The organism is Streptomyces cyaneochromogenes (assembly GCF_003963535.1).
Classification (GTDB): domain Bacteria; phylum Actinomycetota; class Actinomycetes; order Streptomycetales; family Streptomycetaceae; genus Streptomyces; species Streptomyces shaanxiensis.
The window spans coordinates 926,779-943,808 of sequence record NZ_CP034539.1; the positions used below are offsets into that span (position 1 = coordinate 926,779).

The 17,030-nt window shown below is 70.3% G+C and carries 12 protein-coding genes and 2 pseudogenes; 9 read left to right on the top strand and 5 right to left on the bottom strand.

The features are described from left to right. Positions 1–17: 17 nt before the first annotated feature. Positions 18–677: a nucleoside deaminase gene (locus EJ357_RS03840; RefSeq protein ID WP_228472955.1), complete on the top strand. Its 660-nt coding sequence runs from the start codon at positions 18–20 to the stop codon at positions 675–677. Positions 678–714: 37 nt separating this feature from the next. Here the strand turns inward: EJ357_RS03840 and EJ357_RS03845 are convergent, their stop codons facing one another. After that, entirely contained in the window at positions 715–1,557 is an 843-nt protein-coding gene (locus EJ357_RS03845; RefSeq protein WP_126388611.1) for a GntR family transcriptional regulator, read from the bottom strand. Between the two features lie 270 nt (positions 1,558–1,827). On the opposite strand from EJ357_RS03845, the gene EJ357_RS03850 reads away from it, so the two are divergent. From EJ357_RS03850 to EJ357_RS03875, 6 genes are all read left to right on the top strand, one after another. Next, positions 1,828–3,096 carry an extracellular solute-binding protein gene (locus tag EJ357_RS03850; protein WP_126388613.1) on the top strand — a complete coding sequence of 423 codons (1,269 nt, stop codon included), beginning with the start codon at positions 1,828–1,830 and terminating at the stop codon, positions 3,094–3,096. Between the two features lie 78 nt (positions 3,097–3,174). Then, positions 3,175–4,191, top strand: a complete 1,017-nt coding sequence (locus EJ357_RS03855; RefSeq protein WP_407698464.1) for a carbohydrate ABC transporter permease — start codon at positions 3,175–3,177, stop codon at positions 4,189–4,191. Continuing rightward, positions 4,188–5,048, top strand: coding sequence for a carbohydrate ABC transporter permease (locus tag EJ357_RS03860; RefSeq protein ID WP_407698465.1), 861 nt, complete (start codon positions 4,188–4,190; stop codon positions 5,046–5,048). The genes EJ357_RS03855 and EJ357_RS03860 overlap by 4 nt, the downstream gene beginning before the upstream one ends. Before the next feature lie 65 nt (positions 5,049–5,113). Beyond that, a complete protein-coding gene (locus tag EJ357_RS03865) occupies positions 5,114–6,646 on the top strand; it encodes a beta-N-acetylhexosaminidase (protein WP_126388615.1) in 1,533 nt (510 codons plus the stop codon). Between the two features lie 69 nt (positions 6,647–6,715). Further along, positions 6,716–8,158 (top strand): cellulose binding domain-containing protein, encoded by a 1,443-nt coding sequence (locus EJ357_RS03870; protein WP_126388617.1) that lies wholly within the window; start codon positions 6,716–6,718, stop codon positions 8,156–8,158. Between the two features lie 268 nt (positions 8,159–8,426). Next, positions 8,427–10,382, top strand: a complete 1,956-nt coding sequence (locus EJ357_RS03875) for an ATP-binding SpoIIE family protein phosphatase (RefSeq protein WP_175647302.1) — start codon at positions 8,427–8,429, stop codon at positions 10,380–10,382. On the opposite strand, the gene EJ357_RS48115 is transcribed toward EJ357_RS03875, so the two are convergent. The 3 genes and pseudogenes from EJ357_RS48115 to EJ357_RS03890 form a co-directional block, all read right to left on the bottom strand. Further along, a complete protein-coding gene (locus tag EJ357_RS48115) occupies positions 10,357–10,785 on the bottom strand; it encodes a substrate-binding domain-containing protein (RefSeq protein WP_228473272.1) in 429 nt (142 codons plus the stop codon). The genes EJ357_RS03875 and EJ357_RS48115 overlap by 26 nt on opposite strands. After that, positions 10,716–13,253: pseudogene (locus EJ357_RS03885) on the bottom strand (molybdopterin oxidoreductase family protein). The gene EJ357_RS48115 and the pseudogene EJ357_RS03885 overlap by 70 nt, the downstream one beginning before the upstream one ends. A gap of 191 nt (positions 13,254–13,444) precedes the next feature. Further along, positions 13,445–13,918, bottom strand: a complete 474-nt coding sequence (locus EJ357_RS03890) for an SRPBCC family protein (RefSeq protein WP_126388622.1) — start codon at positions 13,916–13,918, stop codon at positions 13,445–13,447. A gap of 201 nt (positions 13,919–14,119) precedes the next feature. On the opposite strand from EJ357_RS03890, the gene EJ357_RS03895 reads away from it, so the two are divergent. Beyond that, positions 14,120–15,646 (top strand): FAD-dependent oxidoreductase, encoded by a 1,527-nt coding sequence (locus EJ357_RS03895; RefSeq protein WP_126388624.1) that lies wholly within the window; start codon positions 14,120–14,122, stop codon positions 15,644–15,646. A gap of 175 nt (positions 15,647–15,821) precedes the next feature. Next, positions 15,822–15,977: a hypothetical protein gene (locus EJ357_RS03900; protein WP_228472957.1), complete on the top strand. Its 156-nt coding sequence runs from the start codon at positions 15,822–15,824 to the stop codon at positions 15,975–15,977. A gap of 374 nt (positions 15,978–16,351) precedes the next feature. Here EJ357_RS03900 and EJ357_RS03905 read toward each other — a convergent pair. Beyond that, a pseudogene (locus tag EJ357_RS03905) lies at positions 16,352–17,009 on the bottom strand (GAF and ANTAR domain-containing protein). Positions 17,010–17,030: the final 21 nt, after the last annotated feature.

A 17,030-nucleotide genomic window follows, 5' to 3' on the forward strand; every position in this document is an offset into this window, starting at 1 on the left:
CGCGTAGGGAGAAGCGTATGGACTCGGGCAGGCGTCAGTTCCTCGGCAGGTGGGGCGCGGTGGTGACGGGAGTCGCGGCGCCGTTCGCCCTCCCTGGCCAGGCATTCCCACAGAGCCATACCCACCCGGACCTCGAAGCCGGTGCGACGACCACTGCCCCGGACCCGCAGTCCGGCAGCGGCACCCGCACCGGCTCCGGTCACGAAAGGTTCATGTGGCTGGCCATCGCGCAGGCCCGACGCAACCCCAAGTGGCCGTTCGGCGCGGTGATCGTCGGCACCCGCGGCGGCGAGGTGCTGGGGAGCGGGGTCAACACCGGGGCGGACAGCCCACTGCTGCACGGGGAAGTGGTCGCGATGAACGACTACGTCCGCCGGCAGGGCAACCAGGGCTGGGCCGACACCACGCTCTACACGACGGGTGAGCCCTGTTCGATGTGCATGAGCGCGCTGGCGTGGGCCAATGTGCGGCGCGTCGTCTGGGCAAGCTCGATCGACGAGATCCGCAGCACCGACATCATCCAGATCGACCTGACCGCACGGGAGGTGGCCGCCGCGGCCCGGTCCTTCTACACCCCGCAGCTGCTCCTGGGCGGCGTGCTGGCCGAGCACACGAACCACCTCTTCCGAGAGGCCCAACGGCTGCGTGAGAGGTTCCCGGACGCGTCAGCGGTCTAGTTCGCCCACGCACCTCAGCCCACCGTCGCCGTCATCGTCACCGGTCGGCGTGAACGTCACCCTGAGCCGTGAGTACGACAGACTCCCGCTGCGGGAGAACGCCGGGCGGGATGCCGGGGATGGACCCCGTCGGGGTCGATCGCTCGGGACCGGTCGACCGGTCCAGGGTCAGGCGGGTGACGATGCGGTAGCGGTCGCCCCGGTAGATGGAGTGGACGTATTCGACGGCCCGGCCTTCGACGTCGGTGGTGAGGCGCTCGAAAAGGAGCGCGGGAGACAGGTGGGGCACGTCCAGGATCTTGGCCTCGGCCTGGCTGACGACGGTGGGTTCGATCGTCTGGACGGCCTCGCTCACCTCGACTCCGTGCTGCTCGTGGAGATGCTCGTACAGGTCGCCCGCCTCCAGTTCCTGTGCGCTGAGCGCGGGCACCAGGTCGGCCGGAATGTGCAGGTGCTCGATGGCCATGGGAGCGCCGTCGACGAGCCGCAGTCGCGCCACGTAGACGATGTCGGCGGCAGGTGACAGGCGGAGTTTGCGGCCGACGCGGGCGCCGGCGGCGAGCGTGATGAACTCCAGCAGACGGCTCGTCCAGACGCCCGACGCTCGTGGCAGGACCATCGCCTGGTGGTCGGACACGAGTTCCTGGGTGATCTTCTCCGGCGCCACGAACATTCCGCGGCCGTGTTCGCGCACGAGGAGCCCCGCCGCGACGAGTTCGTCGACGGCCGCTCGCAGGGTCGGCCTGGAGACGTGCAGGGCGGCGCAGAGGGATCTCTCGGAGGGGATGGCGTCGCCGGGACTGAGCGACTCCATGAGTTCGAGGATGTGATCGCGGACGCGTTCCCGCTTCAGGACCGCGCCCGACCCGCCACCGTTCATGTCGCTGCTCCCGCCCCGCCGTCCGCGAATCCATCCGACCTGACCAGTCCCCGTTTTTCTTACCACTGGTCGACCACTGGTCAGCTTCAGTGTAGCCAGCATCCGCCCACCACGGCAGGGACCGACGCGAAGCCCGCGGCCAAAGCCCAGTTGAGCATGGAGGGTTGACGCCTCGATTGGTCTATGCCACCTTCATCGACCAACAAGAGGTCACCTGACCAGTCACCCAACTGGTCAGATACCAGGGCGCTTTCCTCCCGGGGGTGAACTGTGAAACTCCGCGTGCTTGCGGGTGTTCTCGCGCTGGTGGTCGCTGGAGGTCTCGGTGCCTGCAGCGGCGGTCCGTCATCGTCCGGTGACTCCGCCGACGGCAGGACGACGATCGACGTCTGGCTCATGCGCGACAGCGTGTCGACGCGGTTCCAGAAGGAGTTCGTCGCGGGCTTCGAGGCGGCTCACCCGGACATCGAGGTGAAGGTCCAGATCCAGGAGTGGGACGGGATCGGTGAGAAGGTGACCGCCGCGCTCGCCGGCAACGACGCCCCGGACGTCATCGAGACGGGCAACACCCAGGTCGCCCAGTTCGCGCAGAGCGGCGGCCTGTTGGACCTCAGCGACAAGGTCGCCGAGCTCGGGGGCGGCGACTGGCTCAAGGGGCTGGCCGAGCCGGGAGCGTACGAGGGCAGGCAGTACGGCATCCCGTACTACGCGGCCAACCGTGTCGTGATCTACCGGACCGATCTCTTCGAGAAGGCCGGCATCGACGCCGCCGCCATCAAGACCCGTGATCAGTGGCTCGCCGCGACCAGGAAGCTCAACTCGTCCGGCACACAGGGGATCTACCTGCCGGGCCAGATGTGGTACGCGCTGGCCGGGTTCATCTGGGACGAGGGCGGCGACCTCGCCACGCGGTCCGGCAGTACGTGGAAGGGCGCACTCGACAGCCCACAGGCGCTGCGCGGCATGGACTTCTACAAGCAGCTCCAGGCCCTGGGGAAGGGGCCCAAGGACGCCGACGAAGCGCAGCCGCCGCAGGCCGAGGTCATGGCCAAGGGGCAGGTGGCTCAGATCATCTCCACGCCTGGCGGGGCCAACGTGGTCACCGAGAACAACCCGGACCTCAAGGGCAGGCTCGGTTTCTTCCCCGTCCCGGGCAAGACCGCCGCGCAGCCGGGTTCGGTGTTCATCGGCGGCTCCGACCTCGTCGTCCCGGCGGCGTCCGGGAAGCAGGACGCCGCCTGCACGTTCATCAAGGAGCTCACCGGTGACGCCTGGCAGCGCAAGTTGGCGGCGGCCATGAGCTACGTCCCGAACAAGACGACCCTGGCCGACGCGGTCGCCGCCGACCCGGGCGCCTCCGCGATGGCAGCGGGCGCCGCCGTCGGCCGGGCGACACCCAACACCCCGGGCTGGGCCGCTGTCGAGGCGAAGAACCCCATCAAGGACTACATGACCGCCGTGCTCACCGGCGCCGACGCCAAGAACGCGGCGGCGAACGCGTCCATGGCGATCACCGAGGCCATGAAGACCGGCTCCTGAGCCTTCCGCGCCGCCACCGCACCCACGCGCCCCCGCATACGCCGCACGTTCCGCCCCCCATCGAGAGGAGTCGAGGTCGTGACGGTCACCCGCGAACCCGGCGCGCCATCCGGTACGCCACCCGCCCCGCTCCGCCGGCCGGCGAAGGGCCCCGCCCGGCCGGGCCACGGCAGCGTGCGCCGACGCGGCGTGCTCGGCGTGCCCAGCGCCGAAACCGCCTGGCCGTACCTGCTGATCGCACCCACGGTCCTGGGCATGCTGTATCTGCTGGTGTACCCCCTGACACGCACGGTCCTGATATCGCTGCAGGACTTCCAGCTGCGCCAACTCATCCTGGGCGACGCCCGGTTCGTGGGCCTGCGGAACTACGGGACCCTGCTGACGGACGACCGCTTCTGGCAGGTCGTCCGACGCACCTTCCTGTTCATGGCCGTCAACGTCACCCTGATCATGGTGCTCGCCACACTGGTCGCCCTGCTGATCGAGCGGTTGGGCCGGCTGGGGCGTATCGCCGTACTCAGCTCGCTCGTTCTGACCTGGGCCATGCCGGTCATCGCCGCCACCACGGTCTTCCAGTGGCTGTTCCACTCGGAGTTCGGCATCGTCAACTGGGCTTTGGGGCGGCTGGGTTTCACCTCGTTCGACCGCTACCCCTGGTTCGCCCACGGCCCGGCGGCCTTCACGATCCTGGTCCTGCTGATCGTCTGGCAGTCGGTGCCGTTCGCGGCCATCACCCTGTACTCGGCCCTGGTCACCGTCCCCGCGGAGCTGTACGAGTCGGCGCGCATCGACGGTGCCTCGGCGCGGCGTATCTTCCGTGCCGTCACGTTTCCCATGATCCGGCCGATCTTCATGCTGGTGTTCTCGCTGGAGGTCATCTGGACCTTCAAGGCGTTCGTGCAGATCTGGGTGATGACCAACGGCGGACCGGGCGACGCCACCACCATTCTGCCCGTCTACGCGGTACAGACCGCCCTGTCGAGCCAGCGCTACGACCTCGGCTCGGCGGCCTCGATCGTCACCGTGCTGATGCTTGCCGCCGTGCTCGTCCTCTACTTCCGCCAGATGCTCCGCCAGGAGGACGAGGCCCTATGAGCACGGCACGAGGCACCATGAGCACGGCGCGCCGGCACTTTCGCCGTGTCCCGGCACAGCTCGCCGCCGGTGTGACGATCGCGATCTGCCTCTTCCCCGTGTACTGGATGGTGGCCACCGCGTTCAAGCCCAATCGGGACATCCAGTCCGACAGTCCCCAACTGCTGCCGCGGACCTGGACGTTGGACCACTTCCGGGCCGCTGTGGACGCCGACGGCTTCGGGCTGTTCTGGCGCAACAGCATCCTGGTGACCCTGGGCGCCGTCCTGCTGTCCCTGGTCGTGGCACTCGGGGCGTCGTTCGCCGTGGCCCGGATGCGCTGGCGCGGCAGGCGGCAGTTCATGCTGATGGTGTTCATCGCGCAGATGGCGCCGTGGGAGGCGCTGATCATCCCGGTGTACATCATCTCCCGGGACACCGGCATGCTCGACCGGCTGCCCACGCTGACGCTCGTCTACTTCATGATGACGCTGCCGTTCACGATCGTGGTGCTGCGCGGGTTCATCGCCGCCATTCCGCCGGAGCTGGAGGAGGCGGCGCAGGTCGACGGCTGCACCCGCCCGCAGGCCTTTCGCCACATCGCCTTTCCGCTGCTCGCCCCCGGTCTGATGGCCACCTCGCTGTTCGGCTGCATCACCGCCTGGAACGAGTTCACCTACGCCAACTTCCTGATCATCAAACATCAGGACAGCCGCACCCTGCCCGTCTGGCTGTCCTCCTTCCAGAACGTCTTCGGCACCGACTGGGGCGCCACCATGGCCGCCTCCACTCTCTTCGCCCTCCCGGCGCTGGCCGTGTTCCTGCTGCTCCAGCGCCATGTGACGGCCGGCTTCGCCGCCGGCGCCGTCAAGGGCTGACCTTCCCCGCCCTCTGGGTTCCCTCCTCCCCCGCCCTGTCCCGCACCCGGCCCCCGGAGACAGCCGTGCCCACACCCCCGCCTCTGGCGTCGTCGCTGTTGCCCCGCCCCACCAAGGCCCATGCCAGAGCAGGCCACTTCACGTTCGGTCCCCGTACCTGTCTGCGCATCAGCACCGGCGCCGAACCCGCTGCCCACCTGCTGCGCACGCTCCTCGCCCCCGCCACCGGCCTGCCGTTGCATCCCGCCGCCGACGGAGCCGTCGTCCTGGCCCTCGATCCGTCCCTGACCGGCCTGGGCGAGGAGGGCTACGGGCTCACCGTCGGGCCGCGCTCCGTGCTGCTGCGCGCCGCGCAGGTCACCGGGCTGCTGCGCGGTGTACAGACGATCCGTCAGCTCCTGCCCGTCCAGGCCTTCGCGGCGTCACCGCAGCGCGGTGTGCGGTGGGCGCTGCCCTGTGTGGAGATCACGGACGTTCCCCGGCATCGCTGGCGCGGCGCGATGCTCGACGTGGCCCGGCACTTCCAGCCGGTGTCGTATCTGCGTCGCTACGTCGATCTGCTCGCCCTGCACAAGATCAACGTCTTTCATCTGCACCTGACCGACGACCAGGGCTGGCGGATGCCGGTCGCGGCGTACCCCAAGCTCACCGAGATCGGCGGCCACCGGGCCCGGTCGATGACCGGCGCCGACGGCGAGGAGTACGACGGCGTTCCGCACGGCGGCGCGTACACGCGGGCCGAGCTGGCCGGACTGGTGGAGTTCGCGGCCGCGCGCGGCGTCACGGTGATGCCCGAGATCGAGATGCCCGGCCACGTCCGGGCCGCCCTGGCCGCCTATCCGCGGCTGGGAAACCGTCCCGACCGTGCCCTGGACGTATGGACCAGGTGGGGGGTGTGCGACACCGTCCTCGGGGTTCATGAGGAGGTCTTCGACTTCTGCCGCACCGTGCTGGACGAGGTCATGGACGTCTTCCCCTCCCCCTACATCCACATCGGCGGGGACGAGTGCCCCGTCACGGAATGGGAGCGGAGCGCGGAAGCCAGAGCGCGTGCCCGGGCCGCGGAACTGAGCGGTCCCGCCGCCCTGCACGGGTGGTTCCTCGGCCGCATCGGCGCGTTCCTGGCGCAGAACGGGCGACGCCCCGTCGGCTGGGCCGAGACCGGCACCGAACTGCCCGGCGACTTCACCCTGATGGCCTGGCGCGACTCCGCGCACGCCCTTGCCGCCGCGCGGCGCGGCCACGACGTGATCAACGCCGATCACCGCGCCACCTACTTCGACTACCCGCAGAGCAGCGATCCCCGAGAGCGCCCGGCTCAGCCCGGAGCCGTCATCGGTCTCCGGGACGTACACGCCCACGACCCGGTGCCCGAGAAGGCGACTCCCGATACGGCCGCCCGCGTGCTCGGCGCCCAGGCCCAGCTGTGGACCGAGTACGCCGCGACGCCGGCCCGCCTCGAGTACCTCACCTATCCCCGCCTGTGCGCCCTGGCGGACCGCGTCTGGAGCGGCCCCACTCCATGGGCGGACTTCTGCTCCCGCCTGGACCGGCACACCGCACGCCTCGACGCCCTCGATGTCCGCCGCCACCCCTGAAGCCGCACCACAGCTCGGCCCTGTTCCTCCGAGCACGTCGAACACATCCCCCACCCGGAAGGAATCAGCATGAAATCCGGATCCGCTCGATCCACCACGAGCAGAGTGCGTGTCGCCGCGGCCGCCGCCGTGGCCCTGGCCATGGGCACCGCCGGCCTCACCGCCCTGACCGGGACCGCGAGTGCCGCCGCCGACGGCGTGGCGGTCCAGTACCGGACCAGCGCCACGGGTGCCACCGCGGACCAGGCCGAGCCCTGGCTCAAGGTCAGGAACACCGGCGACAGCGCCCTCCAGCTCAGCACCGTCAAGGTGCGCTACTACTTCAAGGCCGACTCGGCCGGTGCCGCCTACCGCTTCGCCTGTTCCTGGGCGGTCAAGGGCTGCTCCAACATCACCGCCACCTTCGGCACGCTCGCCACCCCCACGGCGACCGCCGACCGCTACCTGGACATCGGCTTCACCGCGGGAGCGGGCAGTCTCGCGCCCGGCGCCGACACCGGGGACATGCAGCTGCGCTTCCACCGCTCGGACTGGCAGCAGCTCAACCAGAGCGACGACTACTCCTTCAGCCCCTCCCGGACGTCCTACGCGGACTGGTCGAAGATCACCGCCCAGGTGTCCGGCAGCACGGTGTGGGGCACCGCCCCCGAGGGCAACGACCCGACGGATCCCCCGACCGACCCGCCCACCGACCCTCCGACCGGCGGACAGAGCCTGTTCGACGACTTCGACTACACCGGCTCCGGCGACCCGAGGATCTCGGCGAACGGCTGGAACGTGCGCTCCAACTCCGGCGGGCCCGGGGTGCCCGGTGCCACGTGGTCCCCGGAGAACGTCACCTTCGCGAGCTCCGGCGGCAACTCCGTGATGAATTTGCGGACCTCGACCGCGGGAACGGCCGAGAGCACCAAGCAGACCGAAGTCCTCACCAAGGCCATGAAGTTCAGGAACGGCACCTACGCCGCCCGGGTCAGGTTCTCCGACGCGCCGGTGTCCGGGCCCGACGGCGACCACCTCGTCCAGACGTTCTTCACCATCAACGACCTCAAGGCGCCCATGGCCGACGACTACGCGGAGTACGACTTCGAGTACCTCCCCAACGGCGGCTGGGGCGAGCCCTCCAACATCCTGTACACGACGTCCTGGGAGACCTACAACCCCGACCCCTGGCAGGCCGTGAACCAGCACACCGAGTCCCGGCAGAGCCATGCCGGCTGGCACGATCTGGTACTCACCATCGACAACAGCAGCATCAAGTACTACGTCGACGGCCGGCTCTTCGGCACCCATGACACCGCCTACCTGCCCGAGCGTCCCATGTCGATCAACTTCAACCAGTGGCTGATCGACCTCGCGGGCCAGACCAGCACCACTCCCCGCGCCTACGACGAGCAGGTCGACTACGTCCTGCACGTCAAGGACCAGGTCCTGACCCCGGCGCAGGTCACCGCCAAGGTCAGCGCCTTCCGGACGGCCGGCACCACCTTCGAGGACACCGTCCCCGCCGGCTAGGCAGCCGCAAGGGGCAGCAGGGCGCCGCCGGTCCATGCCGTGCGGCCCCTGCTGCCCGCCTGCCGCCGTACGCACGGCGACTTTCTCCCCCGCCCCAGGGGCCATTCGGGTGACATCCGGGTACAGTGAGGCAGATCGCGGCCCTTGCGGGCTTTGTCCTAATGACGTCATAAAGCACACATCGTGAACATTCGACGGGGGCCCCTAGCGATCGGCTCCATCCCGCATGTCCACCCATCCCGCACCTCCCGAGGTTCCAGCGCCCGGTGTGCTCCAGCCCCGGAGCGGCGCCGTTCTGACGACCGACCGCACAGGGCGGGTCACGTTCTTCAACAGACCCGCCGAACGCCTTCTGGGCCTGTCGGACGAACTGCTCGGTCGCGTGCTCTGGGATGCGGTGCCCCACTTCCGCACGACAGGAGTGAATGTCGCCTGCCAGCAGGCCACCACCACCGGCAAACCGACCGGTTTCAGCGTCGACTGGCCCCGCGACCAGCGCTTGCTCCGCATACAGCTGTTTCCCGTCCCCACCGGTATGGCTCTCTGGTTCACCGACGTCACCGGGCGACAGCGCAGGGCGGAGGAGACAGCGGCCGAGAACACCGCCGCGAAGTACGCCGAGAGAATCGTCGAGCTGACTCAGGCCCTGGCCATGGCGGTGACGGGGCTGGACGTGGTCAACGTCGTCGAGGATCACGCTCAGGAACTCTTCGGCGCCGACGCCGTCAGCTTCTGGTGCCGCGACGAGGAACATCTGGATTCCTTCGGAAACGCCGGGAACTCACCGGAATTCGTCAACCGGATGATGGGGGCCCTGCCGCCGCCGTTCGATCAGTGCCCGGCCGGCCAGACACTGATCGAACGTGCCCCGACCTTCATCTCCTCACCCGCGGAGTACATCGGCCGGTACCCGCACATGGCCGACGTGCCGACCGTCAGCGGCAAGCAGGCCTGGGCGTTCCTTCCCCTGCTCACCTCCGACCGGCCGATCGGCGTGTGCATCTTCTCGTACGGCCGGCCCCATGAGTTCACCCCCGAGGAACGCAACCTCTTCACGGTGCTGTGCGGTCTCATAGCCCAGGCCCTGGCGCGGGCGCGGCTCTACGACGCCGAGCACCGCCGGTCCCATGAACTGCAGCGCGGCCTCCTCCCCCGGGTCCTGCCGTCCCTCCCCGGTGTCACCACGACCGCCCGCTACCTGCCTGCCGGCGACGGGGCCGAGGTCGGTGGCGACTGGTACGACGTGATCCCACTGCCGTCGGATCGGGTCGCCCTCGTCATCGGTGACGTGATGGGCCACGGTCTGCGCGAGGCCGCGATCATGGGCCAACTGCGCACCGCCGTCCGCACCCTCGCCGACCTCGGACAAGCGCCGGACGAGCTCTTCTACCACCTCAACAGCCTGGTCGCTGACCTTGGCGACGACCACTTCGCCACGTGTCTGTGCGCTGTCTACGACCCCACCAGCCGCCTGTGCACCCTCACCACCGCCGGCCATCCCCCACCCGTGATCGTCCATCCCGACGGCACCCACTACTTCGCCGATCTGCCCGACAACCCGCCCCTGGGCATCGCGGCCCTGCCCTACGAGACAACCACGCTCGAACTTCCCGAAGGCAGTCTGCTGGCGCTCTACACCGACGGACTGGTCCAGGGCCCGAGCGGCGACCTCGACGCGGGGATGGCCGAGCTCTCCCGACGGCTCGCCAGAACGCCGGACCCCGCGAGCACCGACCTCGACACGCTGTGCGGCAGCCTGCTCACCGACTTGTCCGGCGCGTCGCGTTTCCCGGACGACGCCGCCCTGCTGCTCGCGCGCACCCGCGCCTCGGCCCCGCGGGACATCGCCTGCTGGCAGTTGCCCGAAGACCCCAAATCCGCTGGTCAAGCACGCAAACACGTGCGGGATCAGCTCACGGCGTGGGGCCTCGGGGAGCTGGCGGTGACCACCGAACTCCTCGCCAGCGAACTGATCGGAAACGTCATTCGCCACGCCAGAGGCCCGATCACCCTTCGCCTGCTGCGCAGCCGGGCCCTGATCTGCGAGGTGTCCGACCGCAGTCTCACCATGCCGCGCATACGCCACGCGGCGGACACCGACGAGGACGGCAGAGGGCTCCAGCTGGTCGCCGCGGTCGCCGACCGCTGGGGCGCGCGCTACACGGAATCCGGCAAGTGCATCTGGACCGAGCAATCCCTCACTGACCCGGACGCCGGCGTGTGACCAGTGCCGTCAGACGGCCTGAGAGCCCCTGGTGGTGCTGCCCCTGACGACCAACCGGTGCGGCGCCCCCGCGTCCGCCGGCGCGGATGCCGCACCCGCGATGATCCCGACCAGCGTGCTGACGCCACCTGCGCGATCCGGGCTTGTCGGGCGCGATGGTGGTGAGCGTCGGCGAGCTGTACTCGCCTTCCTGGATGCCGTCGATACCGACGACGGCGATGCCCTCGGGAACGCGGACCCCGGCACGCGTCAGCGCGTGCATCGCGCCGATGGCGAGCAGGTCGTTGTGGCAGAAGACGGCGTCGGGCGACTCGGGCAGGGCGAGGAGGCGGTTCATGGCCTCGGCGACCAGGTGCCGGTGGAAGCGTGGCGTGGGGACGATGAGGTCCCCGTCGACGGGCAGGCCGGCTCCTTCCCCCTCGTAGCGGTCTGGCGAGCCATCGCCGGCCTGCCGCCCGTCGTGGGTGGGGCCGCTCGTGGGTCGGACGGGGCGGAGGCCGTGGTGGTCGGTGCCGGGCAGAGGGCGCCCTCGGCGCGCTCGACGAGGGTCAGGCGCGCGGCGGCGGTCTTGAACAGCGGCTGTTCGGAGACCGGGTCCCAGTCGGTGACGGTGGTCTCGTTCGCTGCCCGGCCGCCGTCCTTCCCGGGGCGGTAGCCTTCCGAGGTGTCCCAGTAGCCGTAGTGGAAGGGCAGGAACACCATGCCGTCGCGGATACCCGTGACGCGCAGACGTCCGCGCACCGACCCACGTCGGCTGGTGACCTCGACCAGATCGCCCTCGGCCACGCCGTGTCGCCGCGCCTCCTGGACGGAGATCTCCACCCAGACCTCGGGGGCGGCGGCGTTCAGCTGCGGGGTTCGGCCGGTCTTGGTGCGCGTGTGGAAGTGCTACAGGGTGCGGCCCGTGTTCAGCTGCAAGGGGTACTCGTCGTCCGTCGTCTCGTGCGGCGGCTGGTACTCGGCCGCCTTGAGGATCGCCCTGCCGTCGGGGTTGAGCGCCCGGTACTCGTCCTCGGAGACGGGCGCGCCGGTCGCCAGGTCCTTGCCGTACGTCTCGCAGACGTCGGGGGCGGCCCAGGCGACGCCGTCGGTGTAGAGCCGTTCCGTGCCGTCGGGTGCTTCGGACGTGCAGGGCCACTGGATGCCACTGCCGCCCCGCAGCCGTTCATAGGTCAGGCCGGTGTAGTCGCACGGCCGGCCGCGACTGCACTCCTTCCATGCCTCGAACGCCGACTCGGGGTCGTGCCAGGGGATGAGCGGGCGGTCGTCCTTGTCGCGGAAGTCCATCCTGCGTGCGTAGTCGAGCAGGATGTCCAGGTCCGGGCGCGCGTCGCCGGGCGGGTCGACCGCCTGGTCGGACAGGTGCACGGTGCGGTCGGCGTTGGTGAACGTGCCGGTCTTCTCCCCCCAGGTCGCGGCGGGCAGGACGACGTCCGCGAGCTGGGCGGTCTCGGTGAGATACAGGTCCTGGACGATCGTGAAGAGCCGTTCCTGGCCGAGGATGTCGCGGATGCGGCGGAGCTCGGGCAGGGAGACCGCCGGGTTGGTGCCGGAGATCCACAGCATGCGGATCGAGCCCTGCTCGGCCTGGCGGAAGATCTCCATCGCGGGGGTCGGCGGCGCGTCGTGCGGGATGCGGGACGGCTCGACGTTCCAGACCCGCGCGAGATCGGCCACATGAGCGTCGTTCGCCCAGTTGCGGAAGCCCGGCAGGTCGCCGTTGGCGCCGCACTCGCGGGTGTTCTGCGCGGTGGGCTGGCCGTTCATCTGCAGGACCCCGCACCCGGGGCGGCCGAGCATGCCGCGGATCAGCTGGAGGTTGTTGACCTGGCAGGCGGCCGCGGTGGCCTGGTGGGACTGGTAGACGCCCTGCAGCACGGTGGAGAGCAGTCGTTCGGCGCCGCCGAGGAGCTCGGCCGCTTCGGTGATCCTCGCGGCCGGCACGTCACAGATCCGGGCGGCCCAGGCCGGTGTGCGGTCGGCTACGCGCGCGGCGAGCTCGTCGAAGCCCACGGTGTGCCCGTCGAGGAAGTCGCGGTCGATCCGGTCGGCGCGGATGATCTCGTGCAGCAGCGCGTTCAGCAGGGCGACATTGGTGCCCGCGCGAGGGGCCAGGTGGACGGTCGCGTGCCGGGCGGCCGGGGTGGGGCGCGGGTCCACGCACACCAGCCGGGGCGGGGCGTCGCCCGCGAGCCGGTCCAGGACGCGCATCCACAGCACCGGCTGGGTCTCTGCCATGTTGTGCCCGAACAGGGCGATGACGTCGGCGTGGTCGACGTCGGTGTACGTGGCGGGCTGGCCGTCGCAGCCGAAGGTCTCCTTCAGCGACTCGGCGGCGGTCGCCGTGCACAGGCGGGTGTTGCCATCCAGGTGGGGCGTGCCGAGCCCGGCACGGGCGATCACCGCCAGGGTGTAGTACTCCTCGAGGAACAGCTGGCCGCTGGTGTAGAAGCCGAGAGACCCGGGGCCGTGCTCGTGCAGCAGGTGCCCGGACCGGTCGACGATCCGGTCCATGGCCGTGTCCCAGTTGCAGGCGACGAGGTGCCCGCCCTCGCGGATCAGCGGGGTGGTCAGCCGGTCCCGGGAGTGGTTGGCCTGCCAGGCGAACAGGTCCTTCGGCCCGAGCCGGCCCCGGTTCACCCGGTCCTGCGGACGACCGCGCACCCCGACGATCCGCCCGCCCGCGACGGCCACATCCATCGCGTCCCCGTTGGAGTGCAGGAGCGAGGCCGTCTGCACCCACCGCTCCACGCTGTCGGCCGGGACGCCGGGATCCAGGAACGAGTCGACCCGGGCCGGCCACCTCATGTGCGGGCCGTACGGCGTGCGCTCGCCCCAGGGCCGCGCGACGCGGTCCACCTCGGATTGCATGACCGACCTCCCCACTTTCACTCCGGTTTGTCCTGCGTACACCCTCCCCGCCCCGTGCTTCCGCTCCCACGGACCGTGTTCCATTCCGGCGCGCGTTCCCCGTCGCTGTCGGCGGCACGCTGTCCCGGCCGGCCCCATGAAAGGGGACCGGCCGGGATGGTGCTCAGTCGGCAGGCGAGCCTGTCGAACCGTCAGAGGGTGGTGCCCGGGTCCTCCGGGCGGATGCGTCCGCGCCAGCCGCCGGTGCCGCCGCCCCCCTCGACGTAGTCCTTGAAGCGGCGCAGATCACCCTTCACCCGGCGGTCGATCACGCCCAGCACGTCCGCGCCCTTCTCGGCGACACCGGTCGGCTCGACGTCCATCGTGAGCTCCACCCGGGTGTGCGTGTCGTCCAGTCGCTCGAACCGGACCGAACCGCGCTGCTGGGTGTCACCGCCGATGGACCGCCAGGTGATCCGGTCGTCCGCCATCTGGTCGACGATCTCGGTGTCGAACTCGCGCTGCACCCCCCCGATGCTGGTGGTCCAGTGGTTGTGCCGGTCATCGAGCTGCCTGACCTCGTCGACGCCTTCCATGAAGTTCGGGAAGTCCTCGAACTGGGTCCACTGGTCGTACGCCCGCCGCAGCGGAACGTCCACGTCGACCGTTTCCTTGACCGTGCTCATCGATCCCTCCTGGTCCGCTCCTGGCCGATGCCCGACCGCGGTGGCGGGCCGACCTCCTGTGCGTGTGCGAGGCACCGGGTACCCGGGAAGCCCGACGTAAAAGACCGCGAGCCGCGCGGTCCGAAGATCGCCGCGGGCCGGCGCTCCGGCCGACCTGGTGCGGGCCGCGTGTCACCTCACCATGACGGGCACTCGGGGGCCATGAACGCTGAGCGAGAGTTCCAAGGCTCCTACTGGCTCGAATCCGCGCCGCCCGGCGCCGCGGCTCCCCCACCGGCCGGTGACCTGGCCGTCGACGTCGCCGTGGTCGGCGGCGGCATCGCGGGACTCAGTACGGCCTGGGAACTGGTACGGCAGGGACGCGAGGTGGCTGTCCTGGAAGCGGGGCGCCTCGCCGCCGGCGTCACCGGGCACACGACGGCCAAGCTCACCGCGCTGCACACCCTCGTCTACGACCGCCTGCGCCGCACCCGCGGCCCGGAGGGCGCACGGCTGTACGCGCGCTCGCAGTCCGCCGCGATCCGGCACGCCGCCGACGTCGTTCAGGAGTTGGACATCGACTGCGAGTGGGAAGAGGCCGCGGCCTTCACGTACGCCGAGAACCCGCGGCGCGTCGGGGAGCTGCGAGCGGAGGCGGAGGCGGCCCGTGAGGCGGGACTGCCGGCCGAGTTCGTCACGGAGACGGAGTTGCCCTTCCCCGTCGCCGGGGCGGTCCGGGTGACCGGGCAGGCCCAGTTCCATCCGCGGAAGTATCTGCTGGCCCTCGCGGACGACCTGCGTCGGCGCGGCGGCTCCGTGTACGAGGACACGCGGGTCGTCGGACTCACCGAGGGCGAACCCTGCGTGCTGTCCACCGACGCGGGTGTGTCCGTGCGCGCCGGCGAAGTCGTGATCGCCACGCACTATCCCGTCTTCGACCGTGCCCTGCTCTTCACCCGGTTGTCCCCGCGGCGGGAGCTGGTCGTCGCCGGGACCATCGACGAGGAGCGGGCCCCGCGTGACATGTACATCACCCCGGAGCAGGCCACGCGCTCCGTGCGCACGGCGCCCCTCGGCGACGGCGAACGCCTGCTGATCGTCACCGGGGAGCACTTCACCCCCGGCACCGCCGACGTCGAGGAGCGGTTCGCCCGGCTGACCGCCTGGGCCGACACCCGTTTCCCCAAGGTCACCTTCACTCACCGATGGGCCACCCAGGACAACGACTCCACCGACTCCGTCCCGCTGGTCGGGCCGCTCCACCCGGGCAGCCGCCACACGTATGTGGCGACGGGATTCGGCGGCTGGGGTCTCAGCGGCGGCATCATGGCGGGCCGTCTGCTCTGCGACCTCGTCAGCAGGCGCGAGGTCGAGTGGAGCGGCCTCTACGATCCTCGCCGGCTGGCCTCCGTGGTGCGTGAGGGCGGGACGTTCCTGAAGCACCAGGGCCAGGTGGCCCGGCACTTCGTCGGCGACCGGATACTGCCGCTGACCGGGCCCGAGCCCGAGAACATCCCCCCGGGTTACGGCGCCGTGGTGCGCCGCGGCGGAGCTCAGTGGGCCGTTCACCGCGACGAGAAGGGCCGGCTCCAGGCGGTCTCGGCCCGCTGCACCCATCTCGGCTGCATCGTCGCCTTCAACCACGCGGAACAGGCGTGGGAATGCCCGTGCCACGGCTCCCGGTTCGCCCCGGACGGCCGCATCCTGCAGGGTCCCGCCGTACGGCCGCTCAAGAAGCGCGACCTCTGAGCTGCACGGCCTCCGACCGGCATGGCGTTTCACCCCCCGCGCCCCGGGAACCCGGTCGCCCATCATCGCGAGCCGACTCCGTCTCACGGCGGGTCCGTCAGTCCGCAGGGCTGCGTGCTCCAGAGCAGAGAGAAGATGAAGCGCCGTGACCGCGCCCACTGCCCCGAGGAAAGCCTTGAAGGTAGCCGAAACCGGCTGGACGAAGGCCCGTCACCTGCGCGGCCAGGCCATACGCACATGCGTGTCCGCCGTCGAGGACGGCAATACCCCGCCCTCTGCCCAGGCGAGCACGACGAGCACCGAGCGGAACATCGTCCGCGGCGAGGACTGAGCGAGCGCACCATCGGTGATCGCTCCGAAGTCGGGCGTACCGGGCAACCCGGGCCAGGCCGTGTTCACGCCGTTGGCGACACCAGGCCGAGGAAGGCACCGATGGCAGCCGACGCCCTCACCACCGCCGCTCTGCCTCGCGGAAGTGGTGTTCTCGCGGTGCAGGCGGCCCACGGCGGACACGTCGCGGACGCGCCCGTCGCGGTGAACTCCTGACAGTCCGACGGACGATGAGTGGACCGGGCTACTGATGTGTGTGCGGCGTCCGAGCAGGGGACTCGGTGGCCAGGGCGGGTTCCAGCAGCGTTCCCCTGGGGACTGGCCCGGCCCAGGCTTCTCTGGTTCAGCCAACGTGCCGGAGGAGCCGCCCGCCCGTCACGAGAGGCTGCCCTGCTCGCAGACCACGCGGGCGACCTCTCGGAGCTTGACGTTCTTCTCCTGCGAGTATCGGCGCAGCACGTCGAACGCCTGCTTCTCGGTGAGGTGATGGCTCCCCATGAGGATGCCCATGGCCTCGCCGATGACGTGGCGGGTGGCGACGGCCCGTTCCATCTGGGCGTGGTAGCGGGCGCTGGAGAAGGCGACCGCTGTGTGCGAGGCCAGAAGCCACCCCGCCAACTCGCTGACCTGGGTGAACGCTCCCGACTTGCGGGAGTAGAGGTTCAGCGCGCCGAGGGGCGGACCATTGCCGCTGCCCGTCGGTGAGATCCGAGATGCGAAAGACCCGCTCGCCCTGCGAGTTGAGCGCCGCGTCGAAGCAGGGCCCTTCACGCAGCTGTTCCTGCAGCCGGTCGCTGTCGACGACCAGAGAGTGGGTGGGGGCGAGCGTCTCCACCCGTTTGCCGTGCAGCACGAGAATGCCCGCCGCGTCACAGCCCTCGACCAACTCGGTGGCCGATGCGGTGATCCGCTCCAGTGTGGCGTCCACCGAGTCCTGTGCCAGGAGATCCCGCGCCATCGACGCCATCTGCTCTGCGAACCGACCCCAGTCCACTTCGCCCTCCGCTGCTCGTCCCGCCCGAGCAAGCCTCATACCCAGCTTTCCACGCGAGCC